This is a genomic window from Saccharopolyspora sp. NPDC000995 (genome assembly GCF_053599315.1).
The window spans coordinates 33,519-60,095 of the sequence record NZ_JBSFLZ010000015.1; the positions used below are offsets into that span (position 1 = coordinate 33,519).

The 26,577-nt window shown below is 66.4% G+C and carries 24 protein-coding genes and 1 tRNA gene; 13 read left to right on the plus strand and 12 right to left on the minus strand.

Going from position 1 to position 26,577, the window contains the following annotated elements; genetic code table 11:
* Positions 1 to 18: 18 nt before the first annotated feature.
* From ACWDKQ_RS08090 to ACWDKQ_RS08100, 3 genes are read right to left on the minus strand one after another with little or no spacing between them, the layout of a single operon-like run.
* A complete protein-coding gene (locus ACWDKQ_RS08090) occupies positions 19 to 1,170 on the minus strand; it encodes an acetyl-CoA C-acetyltransferase (protein ID WP_450138032.1) in 1,152 nt (383 codons plus the stop codon).
* Positions 1,171 to 1,179: 9 nt separating this feature from the next.
* The gene (locus tag ACWDKQ_RS08095; protein WP_450138070.1) at positions 1,180 to 1,950 is read right to left on the minus strand and encodes an SDR family oxidoreductase; all 771 of its coding nucleotides are present in this window, start codon (positions 1,948 to 1,950) and stop codon (positions 1,180 to 1,182) included.
* A complete protein-coding gene (locus tag ACWDKQ_RS08100) occupies positions 1,950 to 3,116 on the minus strand; it encodes an acyl-CoA dehydrogenase family protein (protein WP_450138033.1) in 1,167 nt (388 codons plus the stop codon). The genes ACWDKQ_RS08095 and ACWDKQ_RS08100 overlap by 1 nt, the downstream gene beginning before the upstream one ends.
* Before the next feature lie 85 nt (positions 3,117 to 3,201).
* Between ACWDKQ_RS08100 and ACWDKQ_RS08105 the strand changes: the two genes are divergently transcribed.
* The 4 genes from ACWDKQ_RS08105 to ACWDKQ_RS08120 are packed head-to-tail and all read left to right on the plus strand — an operon-like array spanning position 3,202 to position 7,331.
* Entirely contained in the window at positions 3,202 to 4,044 is an 843-nt protein-coding gene (locus ACWDKQ_RS08105) for an enoyl-CoA hydratase (RefSeq protein WP_450138034.1), read from the plus strand.
* The gene (locus ACWDKQ_RS08110; protein ID WP_450138035.1) at positions 4,044 to 5,180 is read left to right on the plus strand and encodes an acyl-CoA dehydrogenase family protein; all 1,137 of its coding nucleotides are present in this window, start codon (positions 4,044 to 4,046) and stop codon (positions 5,178 to 5,180) included. Before ACWDKQ_RS08105 ends, ACWDKQ_RS08110 begins: the two co-directional genes overlap by 1 nt.
* The gene (locus ACWDKQ_RS08115) at positions 5,177 to 6,178 is read left to right on the plus strand and encodes an acyl-CoA dehydrogenase family protein (RefSeq protein WP_450138036.1); all 1,002 of its coding nucleotides are present in this window, start codon (positions 5,177 to 5,179) and stop codon (positions 6,176 to 6,178) included. The genes ACWDKQ_RS08110 and ACWDKQ_RS08115 overlap by 4 nt, the downstream gene beginning before the upstream one ends.
* A 4-nt stretch (positions 6,179 to 6,182) precedes the next feature.
* The gene (locus ACWDKQ_RS08120; protein WP_450138037.1) at positions 6,183 to 7,331 is read left to right on the plus strand and encodes an acyl-CoA dehydrogenase family protein; all 1,149 of its coding nucleotides are present in this window, start codon (positions 6,183 to 6,185) and stop codon (positions 7,329 to 7,331) included.
* Here the strand turns inward: ACWDKQ_RS08120 and ACWDKQ_RS08125 are convergent.
* Complete coding sequence (locus tag ACWDKQ_RS08125) at positions 7,280 to 8,026, minus strand: SDR family NAD(P)-dependent oxidoreductase (protein WP_450138038.1); 747 nt, start codon at positions 8,024 to 8,026, stop codon at positions 7,280 to 7,282. The genes ACWDKQ_RS08120 and ACWDKQ_RS08125 overlap by 52 nt on opposite strands.
* Positions 8,027 to 8,196: 170 nt before the next feature.
* Here ACWDKQ_RS08125 and ACWDKQ_RS08130 point away from each other — a divergent pair, with 170 nt between their 5' ends.
* From ACWDKQ_RS08130 to ACWDKQ_RS08145, 4 genes are read left to right on the plus strand one after another with little or no spacing between them, the layout of a single operon-like run.
* Positions 8,197 to 9,381: an LLM class flavin-dependent oxidoreductase gene (locus tag ACWDKQ_RS08130; protein WP_450138039.1), complete on the plus strand. Its 1,185-nt coding sequence runs from the start codon at positions 8,197 to 8,199 to the stop codon at positions 9,379 to 9,381.
* Positions 9,382 to 9,401: 20 nt separating this feature from the next.
* Positions 9,402 to 10,163 carry a glucose 1-dehydrogenase gene (locus ACWDKQ_RS08135; RefSeq protein WP_450138040.1) on the plus strand — a complete coding sequence of 254 codons (762 nt, stop codon included), beginning with the start codon at positions 9,402 to 9,404 and terminating at the stop codon, positions 10,161 to 10,163.
* Positions 10,164 to 10,215: 52 nt separating this feature from the next.
* Positions 10,216 to 11,133: a TIGR03621 family F420-dependent LLM class oxidoreductase gene (locus ACWDKQ_RS08140; protein ID WP_450138071.1), complete on the plus strand. Its 918-nt coding sequence runs from the start codon at positions 10,216 to 10,218 to the stop codon at positions 11,131 to 11,133.
* A gap of 29 nt (positions 11,134 to 11,162) precedes the next feature.
* A complete protein-coding gene (locus ACWDKQ_RS08145; RefSeq protein WP_450138041.1) occupies positions 11,163 to 12,656 on the plus strand; it encodes an aldehyde dehydrogenase family protein in 1,494 nt (497 codons plus the stop codon).
* Positions 12,657 to 12,661: 5 nt separating this feature from the next.
* Here the strand turns inward: ACWDKQ_RS08145 and ACWDKQ_RS08150 are convergent, their stop codons facing one another.
* The 4 genes from ACWDKQ_RS08150 to ACWDKQ_RS08165 all read right to left on the minus strand — a co-directional run bounded on the left by ACWDKQ_RS08150 (position 12,662) and on the right by ACWDKQ_RS08165 (position 17,059).
* A complete protein-coding gene (locus tag ACWDKQ_RS08150; RefSeq protein ID WP_450138042.1) occupies positions 12,662 to 14,908 on the minus strand; it encodes a LuxR C-terminal-related transcriptional regulator in 2,247 nt (748 codons plus the stop codon).
* Positions 14,909 to 15,354: 446 nt separating this feature from the next.
* Positions 15,355 to 16,383 carry a tyrosine-type recombinase/integrase gene (locus ACWDKQ_RS08155; RefSeq protein ID WP_450138043.1) on the minus strand — a complete coding sequence of 343 codons (1,029 nt, stop codon included), beginning with the start codon at positions 16,381 to 16,383 and terminating at the stop codon, positions 15,355 to 15,357.
* Entirely contained in the window at positions 16,380 to 16,718 is a 339-nt protein-coding gene (locus ACWDKQ_RS08160; RefSeq protein ID WP_450138044.1) for an AbrB/MazE/SpoVT family DNA-binding domain-containing protein, read from the minus strand. Before ACWDKQ_RS08160 ends, ACWDKQ_RS08155 begins: the two co-directional genes overlap by 4 nt.
* Positions 16,719 to 16,973: 255 nt before the next feature.
* A tRNA-Leu gene (locus tag ACWDKQ_RS08165) sits at positions 16,974 to 17,059 on the minus strand.
* A 122-nt stretch (positions 17,060 to 17,181) separates the two neighbouring features.
* Between ACWDKQ_RS08165 and ACWDKQ_RS08170 the strand changes: the two genes are divergently transcribed.
* Both ACWDKQ_RS08170 and ACWDKQ_RS08175 read left to right on the plus strand, forming a co-directional pair.
* Complete coding sequence (locus ACWDKQ_RS08170) at positions 17,182 to 18,537, plus strand: M20/M25/M40 family metallo-hydrolase (RefSeq protein WP_450138045.1); 1,356 nt, start codon at positions 17,182 to 17,184, stop codon at positions 18,535 to 18,537.
* 61 nt (positions 18,538 to 18,598) lie between these two features.
* Positions 18,599 to 19,564, plus strand: coding sequence for a tyrosine-type recombinase/integrase (locus ACWDKQ_RS08175; RefSeq protein WP_450138046.1), 966 nt, complete (start codon positions 18,599 to 18,601; stop codon positions 19,562 to 19,564).
* 72 nt (positions 19,565 to 19,636) lie between these two features.
* Here the strand turns inward: ACWDKQ_RS08175 and ACWDKQ_RS08180 are convergent, their stop codons facing one another.
* Entirely contained in the window at positions 19,637 to 20,275 is a 639-nt protein-coding gene (locus ACWDKQ_RS08180; RefSeq protein WP_450138047.1) for a VOC family protein, read from the minus strand.
* 76 nt (positions 20,276 to 20,351) lie between these two features.
* On the minus strand, positions 20,352 to 20,705 hold the full coding sequence (locus ACWDKQ_RS08185; RefSeq protein ID WP_450138048.1) for a hypothetical protein: 354 nt from the start codon (positions 20,703 to 20,705) through the stop codon (positions 20,352 to 20,354).
* 68 nt (positions 20,706 to 20,773) lie between these two features.
* Here ACWDKQ_RS08185 and ACWDKQ_RS08190 point away from each other — a divergent pair, with 68 nt between their 5' ends.
* The 3 genes from ACWDKQ_RS08190 (at position 20,774) to ACWDKQ_RS08200 (ending at position 23,911) form a co-directional block, all read left to right on the plus strand.
* Positions 20,774 to 21,562: a glycerophosphodiester phosphodiesterase gene (locus tag ACWDKQ_RS08190; protein WP_450138049.1), complete on the plus strand. Its 789-nt coding sequence runs from the start codon at positions 20,774 to 20,776 to the stop codon at positions 21,560 to 21,562.
* Positions 21,563 to 21,664: 102 nt separating this feature from the next.
* A complete protein-coding gene (locus tag ACWDKQ_RS08195; RefSeq protein WP_450138050.1) occupies positions 21,665 to 23,074 on the plus strand; it encodes an MFS transporter in 1,410 nt (469 codons plus the stop codon).
* Positions 23,075 to 23,572: 498 nt separating this feature from the next.
* Positions 23,573 to 23,911: an RNA polymerase-binding protein RbpA gene (locus ACWDKQ_RS08200; RefSeq protein WP_450138051.1), complete on the plus strand. Its 339-nt coding sequence runs from the start codon at positions 23,573 to 23,575 to the stop codon at positions 23,909 to 23,911.
* Between the two features lie 61 nt (positions 23,912 to 23,972).
* On the opposite strand, the gene ACWDKQ_RS08205 is transcribed toward ACWDKQ_RS08200, so the two are convergent.
* Both ACWDKQ_RS08205 and lnt read right to left on the minus strand, forming a co-directional pair.
* On the minus strand, positions 23,973 to 24,758 hold the full coding sequence (locus ACWDKQ_RS08205; protein ID WP_450138052.1) for a polyprenol monophosphomannose synthase: 786 nt from the start codon (positions 24,756 to 24,758) through the stop codon (positions 23,973 to 23,975).
* A gap of 54 nt (positions 24,759 to 24,812) precedes the next feature.
* Positions 24,813 to 26,387, minus strand: coding sequence for an apolipoprotein N-acyltransferase (gene lnt, locus ACWDKQ_RS08210; RefSeq protein ID WP_450138053.1), 1,575 nt, complete (start codon positions 26,385 to 26,387; stop codon positions 24,813 to 24,815).
* Positions 26,388 to 26,577 lie beyond the last annotated feature (190 nt).

The following is a 26,577-nucleotide window of genomic DNA, read 5'->3' on the forward strand; positions in this document are numbered from 1 at the left end:
GCCATCGTCCTGCGGGCCTCAGAGGCGCTCGATGATGGTGACGTTCGCGGTGCCGCCGCCTTCGCACATCGTCTGCAAGCCGTAGCGGCCACCACGGCGTTCGAGTTCGTGCAGCAGGGTGGCGAGCAGTTTCGTGCCGGTGGCGCCAATCGGATGGCCCAGTGCGATGCCGCCGCCGTTGACGTTGACCCGCTCGGGATCGGCACCGGTTTCGGCCAGCCAAGCCAGTACGACACTGGCGAACGCTTCGTTGACCTCGAACAGATCGATGTCCTCGACTGCGAGCCCCGACTTGCGCAAGGCGTGCGCGGTGGCCGGAATGGGGCCGGTGAGCATCCACACCGGATCAGCCGCGCGCACCGACAGGTGGTGGACGCGGGCGCGGGGTTTGATCCCGTGTTCCCGCACGAACGCTTCGGACGCCACCAAGGCCGCGCTGGCGCCGTCGGAGATCTGGCTGGCCACTGCTGCGGTGATCCGCGAGCCCTCGCTCAGCGGTTGCAGCCCGGCCATCCGCTCCAGGCTGGTGTCCCGGCGTGGCCCCTCGTCATGCAGGACGCCGTCGACCGGGACCGTCTCCCGGTCGAAGCGACCGGTGTCGATCGCGGTGATCGCCCGCTGGTGGCTGGTGTAGGCGAACTCCTCCATGGCTTTCCGGCTGATATCCCAATGCCTGGCGATCATGTCGGCGCTGTTGAACTGCGACACTTCAACGCTGCCGTAGCGTTCCTGCCAGCCCTTGGAGCCGGAGAAGGGGTCGTCGAAGCCGAATTCCCGCCCGGCGAGCATGGCCGCACTGATCGGGATCTGGCTCATGTTCTGCACGCCACCGGCCACCACCAGATCAGCGGTTCCGGACATGACGGCTTGCGCGGCGAATTGCACCGCCTGCTGGCTGGAACCGCACTGCCGGTCCACGGTTACGCCGGGTACGTGGTCGGGGAACCCTGCGACCAGCCACGCGGTGCGCGCGATGTTGCCTGCCTGCGAACCCAGCGTGTCCGTGCAGCCGAAGATCACGTCCTCGACGAGTGCCGGATTGACGCCGTTGCGGTCGACGATGGCCTTGAGAACATGCGCGCCAAGGTCGGCGGAGTGCATCGAACTCAGCGCGCCGCCGCGCTTGCCCACGGGCGTGCGCACCGCGTCGATCAGGTATGCCTCGGGCACTGCTTCTCCTCAGGGGTGTTGGCTGCTGACGGACACGACTTCCCCGGTGAGGTAGCTCGCGTAGTCACTGGCGAGGAACACCATCACGTTGGCGATCTCCCACGGCTGCGCCGACCGGCCGAATGCCTCGCGTTTCTCCAGATCGCGGAGTAAGTCATCGGTGGTGACCTTGGCCAGGAACGGATGCATCGCGAGGCTCGGGGCAACCGCGTTGATCCTTGTGCCGTGCTCGGCGGCGTCCAGCGCAGAGCAGCGGGTCAGCGCCATCACGCCGGCTTTCGCCGCTGCGTAGTGGGCCTGGCCCGGCTGCGCACGCCATCCGATCACGGAGGCGTTGTTGACGATCGAGCCACCTCCACCCTGCGCGACGAACTGCCGCAGCGCCGCCCGGGTGCAGCGGAACGTCCCGTTGAGCGTGATGTCGAGGACGCGGGACCATTCCTCGTCGGTCATCTCCAGCACCGATTTGGTTCCGCCGAGCCCCGCATTGTTGATCAGCACGTCGATGCGGCCGAAGTGCTCGGCCGCGCCGTTGATCAGCGCTTGCACCTGGTCCTCGTCGGTGACGTCGCAACGGATCGCATGAACCTCGCCGAGTTCGGCCAGTTCCGCCGCTTTCTCGGCCAGCCGACGTTCGTGCCAGTCGCTGACGACCACGCTCGCTCCCTCTTCGAGGGCGCGTTTCGCCGCGGCAGCACCGATCCCGGTTCCCGCGGCGGCCGTGACGACCACGGTCTTGCCTTTGAGCAGGTCGTGTCCAGCCGGGTATTCGGGAATGATCACGGTCGCGCCTCTCTCGGCAGGCCGAGCACCCGCTCGGCGATGATGTTGCGTTCGATCTCGTCCGAGCCGCCGTAGATGGTGTCGGCGCGGGAGAAGAGGAACAGCCGCTGCCACTCGTCCAGTTCGTACGGCGCGGCCTCGGCGACGAGCGAGCGTGCTCCGCGCACTCGCATGGCTAGCTCGCCCAGCCCGCGATGCCATTGCGCCCACAGCAGCTTCCCGACGGCCACCTCGGGCCCCGGCTCGGTGCCCAGCGTGCGAAGCGCGTGCGCCCGCAACAGCCGCAGCCCGATCCATGCCCTGGCCAGATCCGCCCGCAGTACGGGGTCGGCAAGGGCACCTGTCCGGTTCGCGTCGTCGATGATGCTTTCCAGCTCTTGCCGGAACCCGATCTGCTGGCCCAGCGTCGACACCCCGCGCTCGAACCCGAGGGTGGCCATCGCGACCGGCCACCCCTGGCCGGGTTTTCCGACCACCATGTCCGCAGCGGTACGAGCGCCGTCGAAGAAGACTTCGTTGAACTCCGACGTCCCGGTCAGCTGTTGGATGGGGCGCACCGTCACGCCCTCCTGGTGCATGGGCACGAGCAGGTAGGACAACCCGTGGTGCCGCTGGGATCCCGGTTCGGTGCGAGCGAGCACGAAGCACCAGTCGGCGACGTGGGCGAGGGACGTCCACACCTTCTGGCCGTTGATCGCCCAGTCATCCCCGTCGCGCACCGCTGAGGTCGACACCGCGGCCAGGTCCGAACCCGCGCCGGGCTCGGAGTAGCCCTGGCACCACAGCTCTTCCACCGCGACGATCTTCGGCAGGAACCGCTCCTGCTGCTGCGGGGTGCCGAATGCGATCAGGGTGGGACCCAGCAACTGCTCGCCCAGGTGGTTGACCCGCGCAGGAGCGCCGGAGGCGGCGTACTCCTCGTGGAAGACCACTTGCTCGGCAATGCTCAGGCCCCGTCCGCCGAATTCTGCGGGCCAGCCGACGCACGTCCAGCCGGCGGAAGCCAGGTGCCTTTCCCAGACGAGTCTGAGTTCGAAAGCCTCGTGCTCACGACCAGGGCCGCCGAGTCCGCGCAATTCTGCGAAGTCGCCGGAGAGGTTGTCCGCCAGCCAGTCGGCGACCGCGCTGCGGAATGTCTCCAGATCGCGGCTCTCCTTTTTCACCCGCACCTCCGTTGCTACTTGGCGAGCCAACGCCGAGGCGGTAGCATACCAAGCGCTTGCTTGTTTCGGGAAGGCTGGAGAACGCATGACTGATGACGTCGTCCGTTACGAACGTCGAGGTCCGGTCGCGCTGGTCACGATGAACCGGCCCGAGTACCGCAACGCGCAGAACTCGGCGATGACCTACGCACTCGACGATGCCTTCGCTCGCGCGGTGAACGATTCCGCGGTGAAGGTGATCGTGCTTGCCGGTGAGGGCCGGCACTTCTCGGCAGGGCATGACATCGGCAGCCCGGGGCGGGACGCGGACCAGGCCTTCGATCGCAGGGCCGTGCTGTGGTGGGACCACACCGACAAGGACGGCGGGGATCGGCGGTTCGCCCGGGAATCCGAGGTCTATCTCGGCATGTGCCGGAGGTGGCGTGAGATTCCCAAGCCCTTGATCGCCTCGGTGCAGGGGGCGTGCATCGCGGGCGGTCTGATGCTTGCGTGGACGTGCGATCTCATTGTGGCCGCCGAGAACGCGTTCTTCGCCGATCCCGTGGTGCGGATGGGGATTCCCGGAGTGGAGTACTTCGCGCATCCTTGGGTACTGGGTCCTCGGGCAGCGAAGGATGTCCTCTTCACCGGGGACCGCTTCACCGCCCAGCAGGCCAAAGAATGGGGCATGGTCAACCGCATCGTGCCCGTCGACGAGCTCGAACAACGCGCTCTCGAACTGGCCGAACGGATCTCGGAAATGCCGACGTTCGGCCTCGCCCTGGCCAAGAAGGCGGTCAACCAGGCAGAAGATCTCATGGGCATGCGCTCCGGCATGGACTCGGTGTTCGGACTGCACCACTTCGCCCACGCCCACAACGCGGAGACGGCTTCCGACTCGCTCGGCGGCCAAACCGCCCGTTCCATGCGGGATTCGGGAGCACGCTAATGGACCTCGACATCACCTCCGAGTCGGCCGCCTTCCGCACCGAGGTGCGGAACTGGCTCGAAGCGAACGTGCCTCGGCCGGGACTGCCGTCAATGGACACCGCGGAGGGATTCGCCGCACACCGCGAATGGGAGGCCAAGCTCGCCGATGCTCGGCTTTCGGTGGTGTCCTGGCCGCAGGCCTATCACGGTCGGGACGTGTCTCTCCTGCAGTGGGTGCTCTTCGAGGAGGAGTACTACGCGGCAGGTGCCCCAGGCCGGGTGAGCCAGAATGGCATCTTCATGCTCGCGCCGACGCTGTTCGCCCACGGTACGGAAGAGCAGCGGGACCGGATCCTTCCGCCGATGGCCCGAGGTGATCAGATCTGGGCTCAGGCCTGGTCGGAGCCGGAGGCCGGAAGTGACATCGCGGCGTTGCGCAGCCACGCGGTGCGCACCGACGGCGGCTGGCTGCTGTCCGGCCAGAAGACGTGGAGCTCGCGCGCGGCGTTCGCCGACCGCGCATTCGGTATGTTTCGCACCGATCCCGAGTCGCAGCGCCATCGTGGGCTCACGTACTTCATGTTCGACCTGCGGTCCGATGGCGTGACCGTGCGCCCGATCCCACAGCTCGACGGCGAAACCGGATTCGCCGAAATCTTTCTCGAAGAGGTGTTCGTGCCCGACGCCGATGTCATCGGTGAGGTGGGCAACGGCTGGTCGGTGGCGATGACCACCGCCAACAACGAACGTGGACTCTCGCTGCGCAGTCCCGGCCGCTTTCTCGCCGCGGCTGATCGGCTTGTCGACCTGTGGCGAGAAACCGGTGAGCCGGAGGCTGCCGCGGATCGCGTGGCGGACGCGTGGATCGGCACACGTGCCTACCAGCTCTACACCTTCGACACGGTGACCCGCCTGGCGGAAGGCGGTTCTCTGGGCCCGGAATCCAGTGTGAACAAGTTGTTCTGGTCGCACTTGGACGTTTCTCTGCACGAGACCGCTCTCGACATCCTCGGCCCGGCAGGCGAGCTCAGCGGGTCGTGGATCGACGGATATCTGTTCTCGCTGGCGGGACCTATTTACGGCGGTACCGACCAGATTCAGCGCAACACCATCGCCGAGCGGCTGTTGAAGCTGCCGAGGGACCGGGGACGATGAAATTCGCAGTCTCGAACGAACAGCGACAGTTCGCCACTAGCTTGCGCGACCTGCTTTCCGAAGCGGATACGCCGGCGGCCATCCGCGCGTGGGCGGATGGCAGGCACGAACCCGGCGTGAAGCTGTGGCGCGGGTTAAGTGATCTCGGGGTGGCCGGGCTACTCGTACCCGAGCGGTTCGACGGTCTTGAGGCCGACGCCGCTGATGCGGTGGTTGCCTTCGAGGCGCTCGGCTACCACTGCGTGCCTGGACCCATCGTGGAAACGGCCGTCGTCGTCCCGGCGGTCCTGAGTGCGCTCGTGGATGACGGCGCAGCCGAGCGGTGGCTGCCTCGGATCGCAGCGGGGCAGAGCTTCGCCACCGTGCTGGCGCCTCCGCACGTGCCACTGGCACTCGACGCTGACGTTGCCGATTTCCTCCTCTGCCTGCGTGGGGCGGTGATCGAGGAGTCGCCTGGCGTCGAAACAGACGTGATCCGGTCGGTCGACGCAGCGCGACGTCTGTTCCGTACGCGCGGCGACGCCTTGCCGCTGGCCGAGGACGTGACGGTCGCGAAACGGGCGTTCGACCTCGGCGTGCTCGCGGTCGCCGCACAACTGCTCGGTGCCGGGCGATGGCTGCTGGACGCAGCGAACAGCTATGCGCAGCAGCGCTTCCAATATGGCAAGCCCATCGGACAGTACCAGGCGATCAAACACCTGCTCGCCGACGTCGTCACGAAACTGGAGCTGGCCAGGCCACTGCTCTACGGCGCGGCGGTCGCGGTGCAAGCGAGCAGCGGCACAGTGAGCAGAGATGTTTCGGCCGCGAAGGCCGCGGCCGGCGAGGCAGCCTATTTGGCGGCCCGAACCGCGCTGCAGGTGCATGGCGCGATCGGCTACACCGCAGAACACAACCTCGGGCTCTGGCTGACGAAGATCCGGGCGCTCACTGGTTCCTGGGGTGGTGCGTCGTTCCATCGCAAGCGGGTGCTGGACGAACTTCAGAACCGGGGATAGGACGATGAATCCGACAGAAACCGACGAAGCCCGCGCGCTGCGCGAATCAGTGCGGGCGCTGCTGGCCAAGCGCTCCGATTCAGCTGCCGTGCGTGCCGCGATCGACAGCCCACGCGGCCGCGATGACAAGCTCTGGTCGACCCTTTGCGAGCAGATCGGCGTGGCAGCGCTGGCCATACCGGAGGACTACGGCGGGATCGGTGCGACCTTTGCCGAAACCCACGTGGTGTTGGAAGAACTCGGCCGAAAGCTGACGCCGAATCCGATGCTCGGGTCCGTCGTGCTGTGCGGACAAGCCCTGCTCGCCACGGGGAACGACTCGGCGTGCCGGCGCCTGCTGCCAGCCATCGCCGACGGCAGCAGCATCGCAGCGATGGCGTGGGCGGGCGAGGATGGTCACTGGCCGACGAACTCGCCGGTGGTCACGGCTTCGCAATCCTCGGTGGATGGTGTGGCGCATTACGTGCTCGACGGAGACATCGCGGACGTCCTTCTCGTCGTTGCACACACGTCGGACGGCGTCGGTCTCTTCGAGGTCGACCCAGGTGCAGCGGGTGTCCGCGTAGAGCACACGCCGACGATGGATCAAACCCGTCGGCTCGCGATTGTCGAACTGGCTGGCGCCTCGGCGCAGCGCTTGGACACTGGCGTATACGCCCATGCCTTCCAGCGGGTGCGCGATCTGACCCTGGTGGCGCTGACGGCAGAGCAGGTCGGCGCGACCGAGCGAGCCCTGGAATTGACGGTCGAGTACAGCAAACAGCGGCAGCAGTTCGGCCGGCCCATCGGTGGTTTCCAGGCCCTCAAGCATCGGATGGCCGACGCTTACGTGTTCGCCGAGGCTGCTCGTTCGGCGTCCTACGCCGCCCTGCGATCGGCACTTGACGCCGATGCCGAGCTGGCGCTGGACGCCGCGGTAGCCAAAGCCGTTTGCTCGGAAGCCTTTCAACACGTGACCGCTGAGATGATTCAACTGCACGGCGGCGTTGCCATCACTTGGGAGCACGACGCTCACCTGTACTTCAAACGCGCACACGGCAGTGCCCAGCTCTTCGGTCAGCCCGCCGAGTTCATCGACGTCATCGCAGATGGTCTGGTGGGTCAGACGACAGTGGCTCCGCCATCGATGGTGAAAACCGCTCCAAGGATGTAGCGGGCGTCGTCCCCGAGCAGGTATGACACTAGGCGGGCGACTTCTTCTGGCTCGGCCCAACGCCCAGCAGGAGTCGCCTCCACGGTCTCTTTCAACATGTCGCGGTAGGGCAGGTTCATCGGCGTCGCGATGTAGCCGGGACAAACGGCGTTCGTGCGGATTCCGCGTGGTCCGTACTCCAGCGCGAGCCGCTTCGTCAGGCCCAGCAGTCCGTGTTTCGCCGCTGTGTAGGCGACGCCACCACCGCTGGCGACCAAGCCGGCCATCGAGGCGACGTTGACGATCGCCCCACTCCCACGCGAGAGCATGGACGGCAGCACCGCTCGGCTCACGACGAACGGGCCCGTCAGGTCGACGGACAGAACTCGATGCCACTGCTCAAGAGACATCTCGTGGCACGGCGTCGCATCGTCGGGAATCCCTGCCGTGTTGCAGAGGAGGTCCACGCCGCCGAACGTCTCGATCACAGCGCCTACGGTTTCCTCGACCTCGTCAGGCGAGGTGACGTCGGCCGTCGCGGCCAGGTGGCGTCCTGGTCGACCGGGTAAATCCGCGAGCACGTCGTGGGCCGCGGTCTCGCGGATTTCGAGCACAGCGACGCGCGCGCCTCGTGCCGCCAGGTCCAGCGCGACCGCGCGGCCCATGCCGGATCCCGCGCCGGTGACCAGGCCGACGCGCCCCTCGAAATCGTTCACGGCGCCTGACCTCCGCATGTTCGAGGCGGGATGTTTCCCAGTGGGCGCTTGACAAAACGCGTGCGCCGCGAAGAAGCTTGACACCAAGCAGGCGCTTGGTCAAGGTTTGGTGGGTCACCGCTCTCCGGTGAGTCGAATGCGTCAACGTGGACGGACGGAGCTGAGGCACGATGGTCGACGAGTGTCGGAAGCGGATGCGGTTCGGGGTCTTCCTGCCACCGCAGTACCGCCCGAGCGGCAACCCGAGCTGGGACCTCGAACGCAGCCTCCAGGTCACCGAGAAGCTCGACGTCCTTGGCTTCGACGAGGTGTACTTCGGCGAACACCACTCCAGCGGGTGGGAGATCTTCGGCAGCCCCGAGATCATGATCGCCGCCGCCGCTCAGCGCACGAAGCGGATCAAGCTCGGCACCGGGGTGATCTCCCTGCCGTACCACCACCCGTTCAACGTCGCCGACCGCATCGTCCTCCTCGACCACCTCACGCGGGGCAGGTTGATCGCGGGCGTGGGCCCCGGCGCCCTCCCGTCGGACGCGGCCATGCTGGGTATCGACTACACCTCTGCGCGCGAGCGCATGGAGGAGTCCCTGGAGGCGATCCTCGCTCTGCTGGACCAGGAAGGCCACATTGACCGGAAGACCGAGTGGTTCGAGCTGTGCCGGGCGCAGCTGCAGATGAAGCCGTACACCCGGCCGCGACCCGAAATCCTCGTCACCGCCGTGGCATCCCCGTCCGGACCGCGCCTGGCGGGTCGCATGGGCCTGCCCATGCTGGCGTTGACCGTGTCCACCCCGGCGGGCAAAGAGGCGCTCGCGGAGCACTGGCGGATCGCGGAGCAGGAATCGGCCAGTGCCGGACAACCCGCGCCGGACCGCTCGTCCTGGCGCCTGGTCACGCCGATGCACATCGCGACCACCAGAGCAAAGGCCGAAGACCAGGTCAGCTACGGCATCGAGGAATCCGGCGCGTACTTCTTCCGCGACGCAGGCATACTCCGCAACCTCATCGAATCCGCCGGACTGCCGACGGATGCGTCCAAGGTGGACGTGTTTCGGCAAACAGGGATGGGCGTCATCGGCACTCCCGCCGATGCCATCGAGCACATCGAAGGGCTCCAAGAAAGCTCCGGTGGCTTCGGCACCTACCTGATCATGCTGCAGGACTGGGCCGACCACACGGACACCCTGCGATCGCTGGAACTGTTCGCGGAGTACGTCATCCCGCACTTCCAGGACGCGACCGGCCGACGCGAGGAGAACTGGGCGAGCTTCCAAGCCAACTCCGAGCGCGCCATCAGCGTTGCGAACGAGGCGGCTCGCCGCGCACGCGAGAAGTACGAGCGGACCCGGGGCTGAAGATCCACGAGAGGGCATTCATGGGACGGTTGGACGGTAGGGTCGCGCTGGTCACCGGCGGTGCGCGCGGCCAAGGAGAGGCGGTCGCCCGGTTGTTCGTCAACGAGGGCGCACAGGTGGTCGTCGGCGACGTGCTCGACGAGCCGGGCGAGAATCTCGCCGCGGACCTCGGTGACGCGGCACAGTACGTCCACCTCGACGTGACCGATGAGAACGACTGGCTGCATGCCGTCGACCTCACCGTGCGCCGGTTCGGCAAACTCGATGCTTTGGTCAACAACGCGGGCGTCCTCCACTTCGCACCGATCGAAGAGACGACGGCCGAGCGGTTCCGCCAGGTCGTCGAGGTCAACCAGGTCGGCGTTTTCCTCGGTATGAAGACGGCGGCTCCAGCGATCGCCGAGGCGGGCGGCGGCACCATCGTCAACACCGCATCGATCAACGGGTTCGTCGGGGTTTCGGGGACCATCGCCTACTCAGGTTCCAAATGGGCCGTTCGCGGTATGACCCGCACGGCGGCGCTGGAGCTGGGTGGTCAGGGCATCCGGGTCAACACCGTTGCGCCGGGCAGTGTCGCGACCGCGATGATCGCCCCGCAGGGAGTGGAGGCGATGAACCCCGACGCACATGCTGCCTTCGCTCGTCTGCCGCTGGGCCGGATCGGTCGGCCCGAGGAGATCGCCGCCGCAGTGCTGTTCCTGACCGGCAATGAGTCGTCGTACTGCACCGGTGCCGAGTTCGTCGTGGACGGCGGGTCCCTGGCTGGCCCGGTTTATGACTGAGAGAACGACGCGCATCACAACAGAAATCCGCACCGCGAGGGAGAAAATCGTCATGCCCGTATGTTCGTTCCGCTTCGGTGCCGTCGTCCGTCTCGCGTCCTCCCGCAGGGAATGGGCGGACAAAGCCCGCAGGCTGGAGGATGCCGGGTTCGACGTTGTTCTCGTGCCAGACCACTTCGTCGGTCCGCGATTCGCTCCGGTCGCCGCGATGATGGCTGCTGCGGACGCCACGACCCGGCTGCGGATCGGAACGATGGTGTTCTCCAACGACTATCGCCACCCGGTCGTCCTCGCGAAGGAGGCCGCGACGATCGACGTGCTCTCCGGTGGCCGGCTCGAACTCGGAATCGGCACGGGGTGGATGCGCAAGGAATACGACGCCACCGGCATCCAGTTCGATTCGCCCAAGGCGCGTTTTGCTCGCCTGAAGGAGTCGCTCCAGGTGATGAAGGGATGCTGGAGCGAAGGTTCGTTTTCCTTCCAGGGCGAGCACTACACGATCAACGATCTCGTGCAGGAGCCGAAGCCTGTGCAAAAACCTTTCCCGCGGATCCTCCTGGGAGGTGGCGGTCCGGGAATGCTGCGTCTCGCCGCACGAGAGGCAGATGTCGTCAACCTGGCGCAGCGGGTCTTGCCGGACGGCAGCGCTCCCGATCCGGCCGACGGCGGCTTGCAGAACTTCCTGCGCAAGATCGACATCATTCGCGATGCCGCGGGTGAACGCTTCAATCAGATCGAGCTCGGGACGAGTATCCAGAAGGTCGGCGGCACGCGTGCGGTCGCTTCGTGGAGCGAGGTCGACCTGTCGAAAGCCGATGAGACACCACAGGTTCTCACCGGTGACGTGGCGCAGATGGTCGAGAAGCTCCAGCAATGGCGCGCTGAGACGGGCCTCAGCTACTTCGTGCTGCACAACGAAACCGACCTAGAGGATTTCCTTCCGGTCGTGTCCAAGCTCGCAGGCCAGTGAGCTGCGGCTGGACAGAGAGGAAGAACATCGTGACGGCACAGTTCCTCAACTACATCGGCGGCCGGAACCGGCAGGCGCGCTCTGGACGGTGGCTGGACTCGATCGACCCAGCGACCGGCGAAGTGTGGGCGCAGATCCCCGACGGAACGAGCGAGGATGTCGACGACGCGGTCGCGGCGGCCCAAGACGCTTTCGAGAACAGCGACTGGGGGCGTGTCCCCGCCGCCGAGCGCGCCGCACGCCTGCGTGCTTGGGCGGATGCCATCGAAGCGAATGCCGAGCGTTTGTCCGAAGTGGAAACGCGGGACAACGGACGGCCGCTACGGGAGACTCGGTTCGCCCAGCTTCCCGGTGCAGCGATGCAGGTGCGCTATCTCGCCGGGTTGGCCGAGGACATCGAGGGCTCGACCGTCGATATCCGCCCCGACACCTTCGCCTACACCCTGTGGGAGCCGGTCGGCGTCGCAGCAGTGATCATCCCGTGGAATGGTCCGCTGCCGGTCTTCTTCGCCAAGGTCGCCGCCGCGACTGCCGCAGGCAACGCGGTCATCGTCAAACCCGCACAGCAGGCGTCCGCATCGATCCTCGAAGCCACCCGGCTCTTTGCCGACCTTGACATTCCGCCGGGGCTGGTCAACGTGGTCGCCGGCAAGGGGTCGACCGTTGGTGACGCCATCGCGAGACACCCCGGCATCGGCAAGATCAGTTTTACCGGCTCCACCGAGACCGGGCGGCGGATCATGCAGCGGGCCACGGTGAACATCAAGAACCTGCTCCTTGAGCTCGGTGGGAAGTCGCCCAACATCGTGTTCGCCGACGCCGATCTCGAGGCCGCCGCCGCGGGAGCCGCGGCGGGTATCTTCACGCCCAACGCGGGACAAGCCTGCGTGGCGGGCTCCCGAATTCTCATCGAGTCCGCTGTGTACGACGAGTTCGTCGGTCTGCTCGCGAAGCAGACGGAGAAACTCTCCGTCGGCGACCCGATGGACCTGGCTACGGGCATGGGGCCGATCGCCAACGACACCCAGTACGACACCATCCGGTCGTACCTGCGGACCGGGCGTGAGGAGGGCGCGGGCCTCGCTTTCGGCGGACGCTGCACCGGTGAACTCATGCCGAGTAGCTCCCGACTGAGCGGCGGCTACTTCATCGAGCCGACCCTGTTCACCAGCAAGGACAACCGCATGCGAATCTGCCAGGAGGAGATCTTCGGCCCGATCGCGACAGCATTGCCGTTCGACTCCGAGCAGGAGGCCATCGAGATAGCCAACGACACCCCGTACGGCCTCGCGGCGGGACTGTGGACCGAGGACCTCCGTCGCGCGCACCGACTCACGCGCCAGCTACGAGCAGGGATCGTCTGGGTGAACACCTACAAGGCCATGCACTGGGCACTGCCCTTCGGAGGACACAAGCACAGCGGAAACGGCTCTGCAGGTGGCTCCACCGCACTCCGCGAGTGGATGGACTCCAAATCGGTGTGGATGAACGTCGGTAATCCGGCACCGAAGCCGGGGCGTTGAAGAACTCATTGTTCATGTCTCTCGCCGCGGATGGTTTCTCCTAACCAGGTGACGAGCTGTATCCGGGAACTGATACCAAGCTTGTTGTAAATATGGCCAAGGTGGGCTTCTGTCGTGCGTCGGGAGATCACAAGCCTGTTAGCGATTTCGTTATTGCTTAAACCTTCGGTTACGAGTGTTGCGATTTCCCGCTCGCGTCTGGTGAGTATGGCCGGTTCACGCTCTTCCTTCTCGGCTGGCTTGTTCGGAGCTCTCTTGGACGTTTCCATGGCGAAGCCCAATGCTTCCTGGAACGTCTTTTCTTGCCCGATCTGTCTGTTGAGTTTGAACTCGTCATCTCCTAGGGCGCGGTGGGCTCGTGCTTCGCACTCGTGATGGAACGCAGACATACCCTGGTACGCCGTTGTCGATGCTCCCGTCATTTGCCAGAGTGAATCGGCCGTTCCGAACAGGGTAGCGGCGCGGCGAGGCGCATCACTCGTCGCCGCGATCCAGGCCAGCGATTCGAGGCAAAAAGCAATACCGACCTGGTCATCCAAGTCGACCTTCAGCGAAAGACTGCTCTTTTCTATTCTGGCGGCTCGGCGAACATCTCCTTGACGCCATGTCGAAATCCCCAAAGCCCACAGGGCGTAAGATCGGAACCAGGACTCCCCGTGGCATTCAGTGATCGCTATACATTCCTCATGCCAAGACGCGGCTTGATTCGAGTCTCCTCCGAAGCTGCATGCAATGGCGAGCATGAGGATTGTCTCAAGCTCGTGATTCAGGTCATTCAGCGAGCGAAAGCCACTCAGTGCCTCCCGGTACCACATGGCCGCCCGCGCAAGTTCGCCCTCGGCCATCGCCCTAAGGCCAGATGCCTGCGCGATCAGCGCACGTGTCGACCTGTCATCAAGTTGTCGCACGAGTGCGCGCCCCTCGTTGAGTCGGGCTGCGGAGGTCTCCTTGTCAGCCTGAAGAGTGGCTAGCCAACTGTCTGAGATGATCGCGCGAGCACGATCGGTGGTCGGGCGGTTGGTGGATCTCAGCGCGCGATTCAGCCAGTAACGTGCCTCGCTGAGGCGACCGCACGCATTCCAGTAATAGTGGAGATCTGCCGCGATCGGAAGGGCTGCTTCTGCCTCACCTGTCGCTGTCAAGCAGAATTCTAGCGCCGTTTCGAGGTTGTGATGTTCTCGTCGAAGCCGGTTCAGCCACGTCACCTGCTGGTCGCTGATCCACTCGGCATCGGCCCGCTCGACCAGTCTGCTGAACCAGTCCCGGTGACTTCTCCGGAGGGCCGTCCATTCACCCTGTTCCTGAAGCTTTTCGCGTCCGTATTGCCGGAAGGTGTCCAGTAGTCGATAACGAGCACTGCCACCGTTCGTCTCGCGTGTGAGTATCGACTGATCCACAAGTGAGGCGATCAGGTCCAGTGTCTGATGGCGGGTCAAGGATTTCATGCAGATCTCATTGGCTGCGTCGAGTTCGAACCCGCCGGAAAATACCGATATTCGTGCCCAAAGCTTTCTCTCTTCGGCGGAGCAGAGATGGTAACTCCAATCGATACACGCCCGCAAGGTTCGCTGCCGGTCGGTCGCGCAACGGCTTCCTTTGGTAAGTATCTGAAACTTCTCTTCCAATAGGCTGCGGATTTTCCTGGGTGGCAGTGCCCGGAGCCATGCGGCAGCCATTTCTATGGCTAGTGGAATTCCTTCCAATTGGCGACATATGTCTGCGATGTCCAGGCTGTTCCGTTCTGCGAAATCGGGTTGTCCGAGGTTTGATTTCGCGCGGTCGATGAAGAGGTCGATGGCTTCGTAGTAAGTTCCTTCCTGTGGTATATCCGATTCAGGAAAAGATAGGGGAGATATGTTGAAAACAGTTTCGTTGTATAGGCCCAGTGGTTGGCGACTCGTCGCTAAGATGTGCAACTCTGGACAGGTCTGGAGCAGATTTTTTGCGAGCTGTGCGCAGGCGCCAACAAGATGTTCGCAGTTGTCCAGGACGAGCAGCAGTCGCTGAGAGCCGATGTGATTGACCAGAGCCGAGGTCCGCGAGTTGACGGAATGCTCCCGCAGACCCAGCGCAGCCGCCACATGGTTGGGTAACAGTGCGCTCGCGTCCAGCCCATCCAGTTCCGCCAGCCACGCGCCACTTGGGAATGTGCGGCGAAGGTCGCCCGCTACTTGTAAGGCGAGCCGAGTCTTACCTACGCCGCCTACGCCGGTCAGGGTTACCAGCCGTGACGTCGACAACGCGCGCTTCACGTCGGTGCGTTCTCGGCGACGGCCAACGAAGCTACTGAGATCAGCAGGCAGGTTGCCCTTCGCTGCCCGCGACGGCGATGCAGGCATGACAAGCACAGGCTACCGCAGGCAAAACCCGGCCAGCTGCGCAGAAGCGGGGACCAAATGGGGACCACATGCCCAGCACGCCGGCGCACATGCCCCCCGTCGAGCCACGGCGCCCTTGCCCCCAGTACCCGTGTTGATCACTGGGGGTCAAGGGGTCAAGGGGTCAAGGGGTCAAGGGGTCAAGGGGTCGTTGGGGTCGTTGGGGTGATGCGGGCCTTCCTCGGGCTCGTGAAGGAAGACCCCCGTCAGCTTGACAGGGCGGGCCGCGCGCTGTTCGTCAGAGCGTCCGGTCCCACAGGTCAATTCGAACGATATTTCAGTTTTGATCGAATTTTATGTGGTGTGCTGGCCCTTGGTCGTCAGGCGAGTGGGTGGGGTTCGCCGGTGAGGGCTGCGAGTGCGGCTGCGATCTCCTGGATGGTGGCGCGGGTGTAGGTGGTTGTGCCGTCGCCTGCGCTGTCGGTGTGTCCGGCGTAGGCGCGGGTTACGGCGTAGCCGTAGTTGCGTTCGACCCAGGTGAGGGTGGTGTGGCGGAGCCAGTGGGTGGAGATCTGTTGGGTGGCGACCCAGGGCAGGTGGGTGCCGATGCGGTTCCAGAGGTGGTCGTAGCGGCGGGTGGTGATCGGCCTGCCGTTGGTGTAGCGCAGCAGTTGCCCAGTGCGCGGGGCCCCGCGTTGTTCGGCGTGGTGCTGGAGGTGGGTCATAAGGGTGGGGGAGATGGGCTGCCAGCGATGCGTTTCGCCTTTTTCTCGGAGGAGGATGAGGCATTGGGTGGGGTCGAGGTCTTGGGGGCGTAGGGCGAGTGCGCCGCCGCGGCGGCAGGCGGTTTCGGTGTGTAGCCGGAGGATGAGGGTGTCGAGTGCCGGGTCGTTGCCGGTGCTGGCAGCAATGTGGTTGATCTCGGCCAGGCGGGTGTCGGCGACGGCTCTCCGGGTAGAGGGCAGTCGACGGGGTTTGGCGACTTTGCTGGCGGGGTTGTCGGCTGGGGTGATGAGTTCGTCGTCTTCGGCGTGGCGGTAGAGGCAGCGCAGGGCTGCGATGAGGTGCTCGCCGGCGCTGCGTCCGCCGCGGGCGTTGCGGCGTGCGACGACGTGGGTCTTGATGTGTTCGACGAGTTGCTTGATCTCCGACGGGGTGGGCTCGTCGAGGCGGCGGTGGCCCCAGTGGTTCTCGATGCGGTTCCAGTAGGAGCTGTAGACACGGCGGGTGCCGTCGGTGACCGCGGCTGAGACGATCGGGATGTATTCGGTGAACGTGGGCACCGGCGCCCGGTTCGCGGGAGTGGAGAGAAGGTCCTCGGCCGACACGCCCAGGCGGGCCAGGAGCAACCGTGCGGCGTCCAGATCGGCCTGATTAGCGCCCGAGAGCTGGTGTTGGGGTGTCGTCATCGGAGATCACCGTCCAGCCGCGTGGCGTGACAGTGGGCGATCATGTCGTCCAGCACAGCGGGCGGGTGGACGACAAGGAGGCCGCGGGCGGGCTCGGCGGTGAGCAGGACACGGTCGCCGGGCAGTAGGCCGCAGCAATGCCGGATCGGCGCGGGAAGCCGCAGATGCCCCTGCTTCGTGATCTTGAACACGCCATGGGCATCACGGCGGATGATCAGGAGGTGGTCGGTTTCGCGGAACGCCAGTCGTGTGCCTGGGGCCCAGCTGAGCGCGCGGAGCACGGCCTGATCGGCGACCCGGCCCCGGCCATCGACAGCCGCCAGCCCATACACCACGACACGCTCGCGGGGTGCCGGGACAAGGGGAAGGGGAAGCGCTCGACGCGTGCCGATGCTCCGGGGATGCCCTACCGCCGACGCACTGTCCTGTCGGACAGGTGTCGTAGAGGGAACCACCGGCTTGATCACGGGACCGGTCACATTGACCACCCCCGCCACACGCGGCGGGGCAGCCATGAGAACGCTGAATCAGCGTGTTGGAGTGCCTTCAAACACTGGCACGTCAGATGTAGCAGGGATGCCACATTTTTGTGTCCGAGGGGGGACTTGAACCCCCACGCCCATTAGTAGGGCACTAGCACCTCAAGCTAGCGCGTCTGCCATTCCGCCACTCGGACATCTTCGGTTCGGCCCTCATTCATTCGGGCCGTCCCGCTGTGTTGTGTCGATAGATTAGCCCATGGTCAAACACGCTCAAACGGCACCCCCCACTTTGGTGGTCGGGTGATAGAAATGCCTGGTGAGCGTACATAACGAGGGTATCTCCGGCACTGATCACGACGCTGGGTTGCTGCGGGCCGAGGACGAGGTCGTCGGCTTGGCCAGCGACCTGATCCGCATCGACACCACCAACACCGGCGACCCTGAGACACTCGTGGGGGAGCGGGCCGCCGCCGAGTTCGTGGCCGCCAAGCTCAGCGAGGTCGGCTACGACGTCACCTATGTCGAGTCCGGGGACCATCCCGGGCGGGGCAACGTCATCGCCCGGTTGTCTGGCGCCGACTCGGCGCGGGGTGGGCTGCTGGTTCACGGGCACCTCGACGTCGTGCCTGCGGATCCTGCCGAGTGGTCCGTTCATCCCTTCTCCGGGGCCGTGCATGACGGCTACGTGTGGGGTCGGGGTGCCGTCGACATGAAGGACATGCTGGCCATGAGTCTCGCCGTTGCGAGACGGCTCAAGCGCGATGGCATCACCCCGCCGCGGGACGTCGTCTTCGCTTTCCTGGCCGACGAGGAGGCTGGCAGCTTCCACGGGGCGCAGTGGCTGGCCGATCATCGGCCCGAGCTGTTCGAGGGCTGCACCGAGGCCATTAGCGAGGTCGGTGGCTTCTCGGTGACGCTCAAGGACGGCGTGCGCGCCTACCTGATCCAGTCCGCCGAGAAGGGTATCCGCTGGTTGAAGCTGCGGGTGCGGGCTCGCGCCGGGCACGGCTCGATGGTGCACGACGACAATGCTGTGACCAAGCTCTCCGAGGCTGTGGCCAAGCTCGGCAACCACCGCTTCCCTCTGGTGCTGACCGACTCGGTGCGCGAGTTCCTCGATGGTGTTACCGAGATCACCGGTTGGGATTTCCCGGAGAACGACATCGAGGGCGCTGTGGCCAAGCTCGGGAATCTGTCGCGGATTGTCGGCGCCACGCTGCGGGACACCGCGAACCCGACGATGCTCACCGCCGGGTACAAGCACAACGTAATTCCGTCGGTGGCGGAGGCTGCCGTGGACTGCCGGATCCTGCCCGGGCGGGAGGAAGCTTTCGACCGCGAGCTGGCCGAGCTCCTCGGGCCGGACGTGGAGAGGGAGTGGGTCGGGTTGCCGCCGGTGGAGACCAAGTTCGAGGGGCGCATCGTCGATGCGATGACCGCTGCGCTGCTCGCCGAGGATCCGGGTGCGAAGGCGCTGCCTTACATGATGTCCGGTGGGACCGACGCGAAGTCGTTCAGCCGGCTGGGCATGAACTGCTACGGCTTCGCGCCGTTGAAGCTGCCTGCGGACCTCGATTTCGCCGCTTTGTTCCACGGCGTTGACGAGCGGGTGCCGGTGGAGTCGCTGAAGTTCGGGACCCGCGTGCTCGACCGGTTCATCCGCAACAGCTGATTGTCGGTGCCGTCTGGTTTCATCTACCCGAGTTTGATCATGATCATCGGGGAGGTGCGGCGTGGACGTGGCGCGCTTGATCGAGGTCTATCTGGAGCACCTGCAGGCCAGGAAGCTCGCGGCGAACTCGCTGCGAGCTTATCGCCGCGACCTGGAGTCGGTGGCCGGTGAGCTGGTCGAGCTCACCGGCGCTGGCGCCGACCGGTTGGCCGTGGACCGGGTCAACGCTTCGGTGCTGCGGTCGGCGTTCGCACGGTTCGCCGCTTCGCGGTCGGCGTCGTCGGTGACCCGCGCCTGGTCGACCTGGAACGGTTTCTTCGGGTTCCTGGTGGTCGAGGGCGCGGTGCCTGGAAACCCGATGCAGGTGGTTCCGAAGCCGCGCAACGCCCCCTCGACGCCGAAGCCGTTGCAGGGCGAAGACACGCCCGAGCGGCTGCTGCGCACGGTGGCAGCCGGGGCGCGTCGTACGCGGAATCCGTGGCCGGAGCGCGACCTGGCCGTGCTCGCCACGTTGTTGTGCACCGGGGTGCGGTCGGCCGAGTTGTTGGAGCTCACCATCGCGTCGTTGGCGGGGCGGCCTGGAGATCGGCGGCTGCACGTGCACGGCAAGGGCGGCAAGAACCGGTCCATCCCGATCGAGGACACCCTGGACTCGTTGATCCAGAGCTACCTGCAGTCCCGGCGGGCGCGGTTCGGTGAGCGGCTCCCCGGTGGCGATCCGTTGTTCGTCGATCACCACGGTGATGCGCTGCGGCGGGGCGGCCTGCAGTACCTCGTGCGGCAGTCTTTGAGGGCTGCGGGCGTTTCCGATCGGGTGCAGCCGGGTGCGATGGTGCACGCCTTGCGGCACACCTTCGCGACGCGGCTTGCTGAGGACGGGGCAAGTGCCGCCGAGATCGCCAAGCTGCTCGGGCACTCCTCGATCAATTCCAGCCAGACCTACATCGACGTGACCGCTCGCGAACAGCGGTTGTCGGTGCGCGCGAACCGGACGTTGCAGGTGCTTGGCGAGCTCTCCGGCGGTTAGGGCCCTGATCGGGAACGGCCCCGCAGCGATAACCCCAGCAGTGGTGGATGGGCATACGGGGAGAAACCCTCCTCAGCCCCAAGTGTCGACGGCTGCCAGGCCGATTGCCGCACCGGTGGGGTCGGCTACCACGGCCGTGGTGCCCAGCAAGGGGTGATCGCTGTGGTCAATGGTCTTGCCGCCCAGCTTCGGCGCGCGGGCGCTGATCGCGTCGACATCCTCGACCGCGAAGTAGCACAGCCAACCCCAGCCAGCCGGTCGGCGCGTCGTGCGGGATGCCAGCGGTCGCTCGCGGACGAGGTACCGGTCGGCAAGCACCGACCAGCCCAGGATGTCGGCCCAGAACGCGTCAGCGCGCTCCAGCGCTTGCGTGCTCAGCTCGACCCAGCAGGGCTCGCCTGGGCGCGGGCTCGGCGCCCAGGGGCCGTGCTGGGCCCGTCCCTTGACGACCAACGCGACCGCGTCCTCGGGACCGGTCAGCGAGCCGTCTTGGGTCGTTCCGGCGAACATCGGCCGCCAGCCGGGTCGTTCGCCGCCGCGGGGAGTGCGCATCGCGGCGCAGCGCCGGTTGCCCACCCAGCAGTCGAAGCCGACGCCGGTCGGTGCCGGGGTCCAGTCGAGCAGGGCCTGGTAGAAGCCTGCCGAAACTATCGGGTCCTGGCTGATCAGGTCGGCGCGGCGTAGGCCGCGGATTACGGGACGTGCGGGCACCGTCGATTCCTCGCCACCGCTGGGGACCGACCCATCTTGGTCATCCCGACCGGTGGGCACAATGCTCCGTTCGTCCTCACCGCAGCCGTTCGAGCTCCTCGGCCACGGCGACGACCTGGTTGGCGAGCTTGAGCAGTTCGGCCTGGTCGGCGGCGTCGTCGACGGCGCTGACCACGTCTTCGGCCGCGCAGCGCAGCTGGAACAGCCGGTCCTGCAAGTCTGCCAGTTCGGCGGCTGAGAGCACCACCGCGTCCTCTGGGAGGCCGCCGCGCTGGACCGCGGTGCGGCGTTCGTAGGCGCGTTGGCGGCAGGACTGCGCGCAGTACAGGCGGGGACGTCCCTGCCGGCCCGCTTCCGGAACGCGACGTCCGCACCAGGCGCAGTGCCGGGTTTGACGTTGGCGGCGGGGCGGTGGGACGGAGGTTTCCACGATCGATCACGTTAGCCAAGGGCCCCGCCTGCGCGGTGAAGGCACGCCGATCAGGCAGAGTTGCTCGCGTGACGCATCCTTTTCTGCTCGGACCCCGGCCTCGCGCGTTCGCCCACCGCGGTTGGCACCTGGGGGAACTGCACGATCTGGAGAACTCGCTGGCCGCGTTCCGCCGAGCCGCTGACGAGGGCTACCGCTACATCGAGACCGATGTCCACGCGACCGCTGACGGGGTCGTGGTGGTGAACCACGACGCGACGCTGGACCGGACCACGGACGGTCGTGGCGCCATCGAGCGGTTGCCCTGGTCCGTGGTCGGATCGGCGTTGATCGGCGGTCGGGAACCCGTGTGCAGCCTGGATGCCGCGCTGGAGGAGCTGCCGGAGACCTTCTTCAACATCGACATCAAGGTGGACTCGGCGATCGGACCTGTGTTGCGGACGCTGCGCGCGCACAACGCCTGGGACCGGGTGTGTCTGGCGTCGTTCGCCGAGCACCGGTTGGCCGGGCTGCGCCGGGCTGCCGGGCCGCGGCTGATGACCTCGGCGGGGCGCCGGTCGGCCGGGTTTCTGTGGCTGGGCTCGCGGTGGGGTGGCTGGCCGCTGCGGTCGTCGGTCGCCGGTGGCGCGGCCCAGGTTCCGCGCGACTTCGGGCCGCTGCGCTTGATCGACTCCCGCTTCGTGAGCCAGGCTCATCGCTGGGGGATCGAGGTCCACGTGTGGACCGTCGACGACGCCGCGGAGATGCGGGAACTGCTGGATCTCGGCGTTGACGGGCTGGTCACCGATCGGCCAGACGTGCTGCAGGAGGTGTTGCGAGAAAGGTCCGGCGAGCCGCAGCCGGAAATGGGTGGATGAGCAGAACTACGCATTGTCCCCGCACGGACCTCCACCGCATTCCTTGAGCCAGTAAGGTCCGGTTACCCCCAATTGAGTGATCTTGGCCGGAGGACCGAACGGATGAGCGTGATGGACAGCGACCTGGCGCCCGATGCCGCGCGGAGGCGGCGCCGGGAACAGCGGGGTTGGTGTTGGTATGACTGGGCCAACTCGGTGTTCCCGACATCGGTGACAACGGTCTTCCTCTCGCTCTACCTGACCTCGGTGGCGACGGAGGCTGCTAAGGCTGACGTGGCGCGCAACGGGCCGAATGCCTGCCCGCAGGACAACGCGCTGGTGCAATGCGACATCTCGGCGTTCGGGCTGGTGTTCCCGGCTGGTTCGCTGTGGGGCTACTTGCTGTCGGTGGCCACCGTCGTGCAGGTGGTCGTGCTGCCGCTCACGGGTGCGATCGCGGACCGCACGGATAGCAAGCGGCTGATGCTGGCGATCTTCGCCTTCGGCGGCGCTGTGATGACGGCGCTGCTGGCGCTGGTCGGCGGGCAGAACTGGCAGCTCGGCGTGGTGCTGTTCATCATCGCCAACATCTGTTTCGGCGCGTCGGTTGTGGTCTACTACTCGTTCCTGCCGGAGCTCGCCGACGTCGATGAGCGGGACGACGTCTCGACCCGCGGCTGGGCAATCGGCTACCTGGGTAGCGGCGCCGCGCTGGCCATGCACCTGGTGATCTACCTCGGGCACGGCTCGGTAGGTCTGAGCACGGAAGCCGCGGTGCGGCTGATCTTCTTGTCCTCGGGCGTCTGGTGGGCGGTGTTCACGGTGCTGCCGCTGGCGGCCCTGCGGCAGCACCGGAATCCGGAGAGGACCGAGCGCGGCGCGTCCGCCGTCACCGCCGGCTTCAAGCAGTTGGTCACGACGTTCCGGGAGGCGAAACACTTCCCGCTGACGCTGGCGTTCCTCGGCGCGTACTGGATCTACACCGACGGCATCTCCACGGTCACCCAGGTTTCGGCGCAGTACGGCAGCCTGGAGCTCAAGCTGCCGCAGGACTCATTGATCATCACGTTGCTGATCGTGCAGTTCATAGCCTTCGTGGGCGGGATGCTGCACGGGGTGGTGGCGCGGCGCATCGGCGCGAAGAAGACGATCCTGATCAGCCTCGCCACCTGGCTGGTGGTGCTCGTCGCCGCGTACTTCGTGCAGGCCGGGCAGGACATGCAGTTCTACGGCTTGGCGGTGGGCATCGGTCTGGTGCTCGGCGGCACCAACGCGCTGTCGCGGTCGCTGTTCAGCCAGATGGTGCCGCCCGGCCGGGAGGCCGAGTACTTCTCGTTGTACGAGGTGGGGGAGCGGTCCACCTCGTGGCTGGGCCCGCTGGTGTTCGCCGCGGTCGGGCAGGCGACGGGGTCGTTCCGGCTGGCCATCATCTCATTGGTGGTGTTCTTCGCGGTTGGTTTGGTGCTGGTCTCGCTGGTGCCGGTGCGGCGGGCGATCGAGGCCGTCGGTAACCCCGCGCCGAAGACCCTCTGAGTCGATCTGCGGCGACGCTGCGTGCGCGGTGCGTGACGATCTGCGCCCGTCTCGCCAAGGCGGCCGTGTTGCTCCATGCTGGTGACGGGAGCTGCCGGCGTTGTCAGCCTGATTGGAATATGCCGGTACGCAGTGTTGTGACAAGAGGGAACCACTTGGTGCTACATTCAGTTACCGATTTTCGTCCTACTTCACCCGACCGGCGTCGTGATCTACGTCCCACTATCGCTACTTTCTCGGGACCTGGCTTGGCCACAGTGACTCAACATCTGGCACTATCACCCGTTCGAACGCACCTATAGATTGCGAGTGGGATAAGGCGTCACAAACGCAGACCGACTGCATCTCTAGGGAGATAAGCCGTCGTTGATGGGTGAACAACGTCACCGACGGCAACCAGAACCACCACACCGGGAACACATGGCGGGTCCCCCGTCGTTGCACACGGTGAGCACAATTGCCCGGGCTCGGTCCCGGGCCGAAGTGAAAGGACCCGTCATGGCCGACCGCGTTCTGCGTGGCAGTCGGCTCGGAGCCGTGAGCTACGAGACCGACCGTAACCACGACCTCGCACCGCGCCGGACGGTGCGCTACGCCTGCCCTAAGAGCCACGAGTTCGAGGTGCCGTTCTCCGACGACGCCGAAGTGCCGCCGACCTGGGAGTGTCGCCTGCACGGCACCGAGTCGAAGATCATCGACGGCAGCGAGCCGGAGCAGAAGAAGGCCAAGCCGCCGCGCACCCACTGGGACATGCTGCTGGAGCGGCGCACTGTCCCGGAACTTGAGGAGCTGCTCAACGAGCGCCTCGACGTGCTGCGGGAGCGGCGCGGACAGTAAGCCTGAGCAAGAGCATTCGACGAAGCGCCTGGGACGCTGAGTCCCTGGCGCTTCGCCGTGTTCAGCGCTTCAAGCCGCGCAGCAGGCTCGCCGCTTGGATGCTCCGGCGGCGAAGGCCCCACTTCGTCACGCGGACCAGGGCCTCGCTCACGACCTCGGCGTCCATCTTCGAGCTGCCGATCTCGCGCTCCACGAACGTGATCGGCACCTCGACGACCACGAACCCGGCCTCCACTGCGCGCCACGCCAGGTCCACCTGGAAGCAGTAACCTTGCGAAGCGACGTTGTGCAACTGCAGCGTCTCCAGGACCTCCCGTCGGTACACGCGGTAACCGGAAGTGATGTCGTTGATCGACACGCCCAGCGCCAGCTTGGAGTACACGTTGGCGCCGCGGGACAGCAGCTCCCGGTACCAGGGCCAGTTCACCGTCCGCCCGCCGGGCACGTAGCGGGACCCCAGCACGACGTCGGCGCCGGTGCCATCCGGGCCGAGCATGCCGATCAGCCGGGGCAGGTCCTCTGGGGAGTGCGAGCCGTCGGCGTCCATCTCGATGATCGCGCCGTAGTGCCGTGCCAGCGCCCAGTCGAAACCCGCCACGTACGCCGCGCCGAGCCCGGTCTTCTCAGTCCGGTGCATCACGTGCACCCGCTCGTCCTCAGCGGCGAGTTCGTCGGCGACGTCACCGGTGCCGTCCGGGCTTCCGTCGTCAACGACCAGCACGTGCGCCGTGGGTAGAGCGGTCAGCAGCCGTCGCACGATCGGTTCCAGGTTGTCCCGCTCGTTGTAGGTGGGGATCACCACCAGCGCCGAGTCGGCACCGGCTCCGGGGGATTGCCGGTTCGCCATCCATGTCCTCCTAGCCGGTCCGATCGGCCGGCTGCGCATTCGTATCGTTCGGGTTCAGGCGTCCGCTTCGCGCCGGGGCCGCCACCAGGACAGCACCACTGAGCCGACGCCCAGCACGACCAGTGTCCACATCGGAGCGCTTCCCAGCTCGGTGGAGAGCGTCTGCGTCGAGCGCAGCGGAACGTCGGCCACAAGGTTTTGCGCGGTGAACAGCTCGGTCTGCTGGGTCACGGTGCCATCCGGTTGGACGACTGCGCTGACCCCGCTGGTGGCCGCCACCAGGACCGCCCGCCCGTGCTCCACGGCGCGCAGCCGCGACATAGCCAGCTGCTGGTAGCTCATCTCGGAGTGGCCGTACCAGGCGTTGTTGGTCGGCACCGCGAGCAGCGTCGCGCCCTCCTGGGCGGCGCCGGTGAACACGTCGTCATAGGAGACGTCGTAGCAGATCCCGACGCCCAGGCGGACGCCTCCGACGTCGAGGACGCCGGGCTCGTCGCCGGGCATCATGTCCTGGCGGAAACGGTCCACGAACGGGCTGACGAGTCGAGCTACCGGCCGCATCGGGATCGTCTCGGCGAAGGGCACCAGGTGTTGCTTGATGTAGCGGTCGCCCGCACCCGATGCAGGATCCCACCGGATGATCTGGTTGTGCAGCTGGCCGTCGGCGTCCTCGCCGAGGCCGCCGACCACCAGCGGGACGCCGAGCTGGGCGGCGATGCCGGACAGGTCCGGGTCGGTCCGGCTGGGGCCCCAGCTGCCGACCTGCTCGGGCAGCACGACGAAGTCCGGTTGCGGCACCCGGCCCGCCTTCACGTCCTCGGCGAGCTGCTGCGCGGCGGCGATGTGGTTGGCGTGCAGCACGTCGTCCTCGGAGAGCAGGCCCAGCCCCAGGTTGGGTGCATTGCCCTGCACGATCGCGACCCGGGCGGTGCCGGCGTTGGGATCGGTGCCGATGAACGGCAGCATGGCCAGGCCAGCCACCAGCGGCACACCGACCGCGGCCATTGGGGCGGCCCAGCGCTGCGGGGTGCGCGCGCGGCGGGCCAGTTCGGCCAGTCCGCCGCCGACCACCGCGACGGAGAATGACACCAGGGCGGTGCCGCCGAGCGCAGCCAGCGGCAGGAACAGTCCCGTGTCCTGGGTGAACGCCAGCCTGCCCCACGGGAATCCGCCGAAGGGCACGGCAGAGCGCAGCGCTTCGGCGGCGACGAACACCGCCGCCATCCACACTGGGGCACCCGGCAGTCGGCTGACGCGCGCCATCCCGGCCCCGCCGAGCGCGACGAACAGCGCTTGGACGGCGGCCACCCCCAGCCACGGCCACGGGCCGAAGTCGGCCCCCAGGAAGTCCTGCAGCCAGCCCAGCAGCGGCAGCAGGTACGCGAAACCGAACAGCAGCCCGTAGCCGAACCCGGCGCGGGCCTTGCGGCCGCGCAGCACCGCCACGAATACCGCGAACGAGATCGGCGCGATCCACCACAGGTCGCGCGGGGGAGATCCGGCGTAGAGCGCAAACCCGGCGGCGACGGCCGCGAGCATGCGCAGCCAGACCGCGCCGACCGATCGACCTCTGGTCTTGCTGCGGCCCTGCCGCTCAGCGCGCTGCAGACGAGCCGTGGGGACAACCACCCGATCAACCTTCTCGGTGCCGCGGTCCCGGACCGGCCAGGACGGAAACGTTCTGTCGTGTTCGTGCGCGGGCAGCCCGGCGCGCACTCAAACAAATGTACGCCGGATGGTCGAGTCGGGTCGGCAGTGGGCAAATCCGAACAAACGGCCGAAATGGGCGCGACGGTGCTGTTATCGACGATCCCAGTTG

What these genes read in the sequence shown, in the direction of transcription:
- ACWDKQ_RS08105 (WP_450138034.1), top strand. Translation starts at nt 3,202, where the DNA reads ATGACTGATGACGTCGTCCGTTACGAACGTCGAGGTCCGGTCGCGCTG.
- ACWDKQ_RS08110 (WP_450138035.1), top strand. Translation starts at nt 4,044, where the DNA reads ATGGACCTCGACATCACCTCCGAGTCGGCCGCCTTCCGCACCGAGGTG.
- ACWDKQ_RS08115 (WP_450138036.1), top strand. Translation starts at nt 5,177, where the DNA reads ATGAAATTCGCAGTCTCGAACGAACAGCGACAGTTCGCCACTAGCTTG.
- ACWDKQ_RS08120 (WP_450138037.1), top strand. Translation starts at nt 6,183, where the DNA reads ATGAATCCGACAGAAACCGACGAAGCCCGCGCGCTGCGCGAATCAGTG.
- ACWDKQ_RS08130 (WP_450138039.1), top strand. Translation starts at nt 8,197, where the DNA reads ATGGTCGACGAGTGTCGGAAGCGGATGCGGTTCGGGGTCTTCCTGCCA.
- ACWDKQ_RS08135 (WP_450138040.1), top strand. Translation starts at nt 9,402, where the DNA reads ATGGGACGGTTGGACGGTAGGGTCGCGCTGGTCACCGGCGGTGCGCGC.
- ACWDKQ_RS08140 (WP_450138071.1), top strand. Translation starts at nt 10,216, where the DNA reads ATGCCCGTATGTTCGTTCCGCTTCGGTGCCGTCGTCCGTCTCGCGTCC.
- ACWDKQ_RS08155 (WP_450138043.1), bottom strand. Translation starts at nt 16,383, where the DNA reads ATGACGACACCCCAACACCAGCTCTCGGGCGCTAATCAGGCCGATCTG.
- ACWDKQ_RS08195 (WP_450138050.1), top strand. Translation starts at nt 21,665, where the DNA reads ATGAGCGTGATGGACAGCGACCTGGCGCCCGATGCCGCGCGGAGGCGG.
- ACWDKQ_RS08200 (WP_450138051.1), top strand. Translation starts at nt 23,573, where the DNA reads ATGGCCGACCGCGTTCTGCGTGGCAGTCGGCTCGGAGCCGTGAGCTAC.
- ACWDKQ_RS08205 (WP_450138052.1), bottom strand. Translation starts at nt 24,758, where the DNA reads ATGGCGAACCGGCAATCCCCCGGAGCCGGTGCCGACTCGGCGCTGGTG.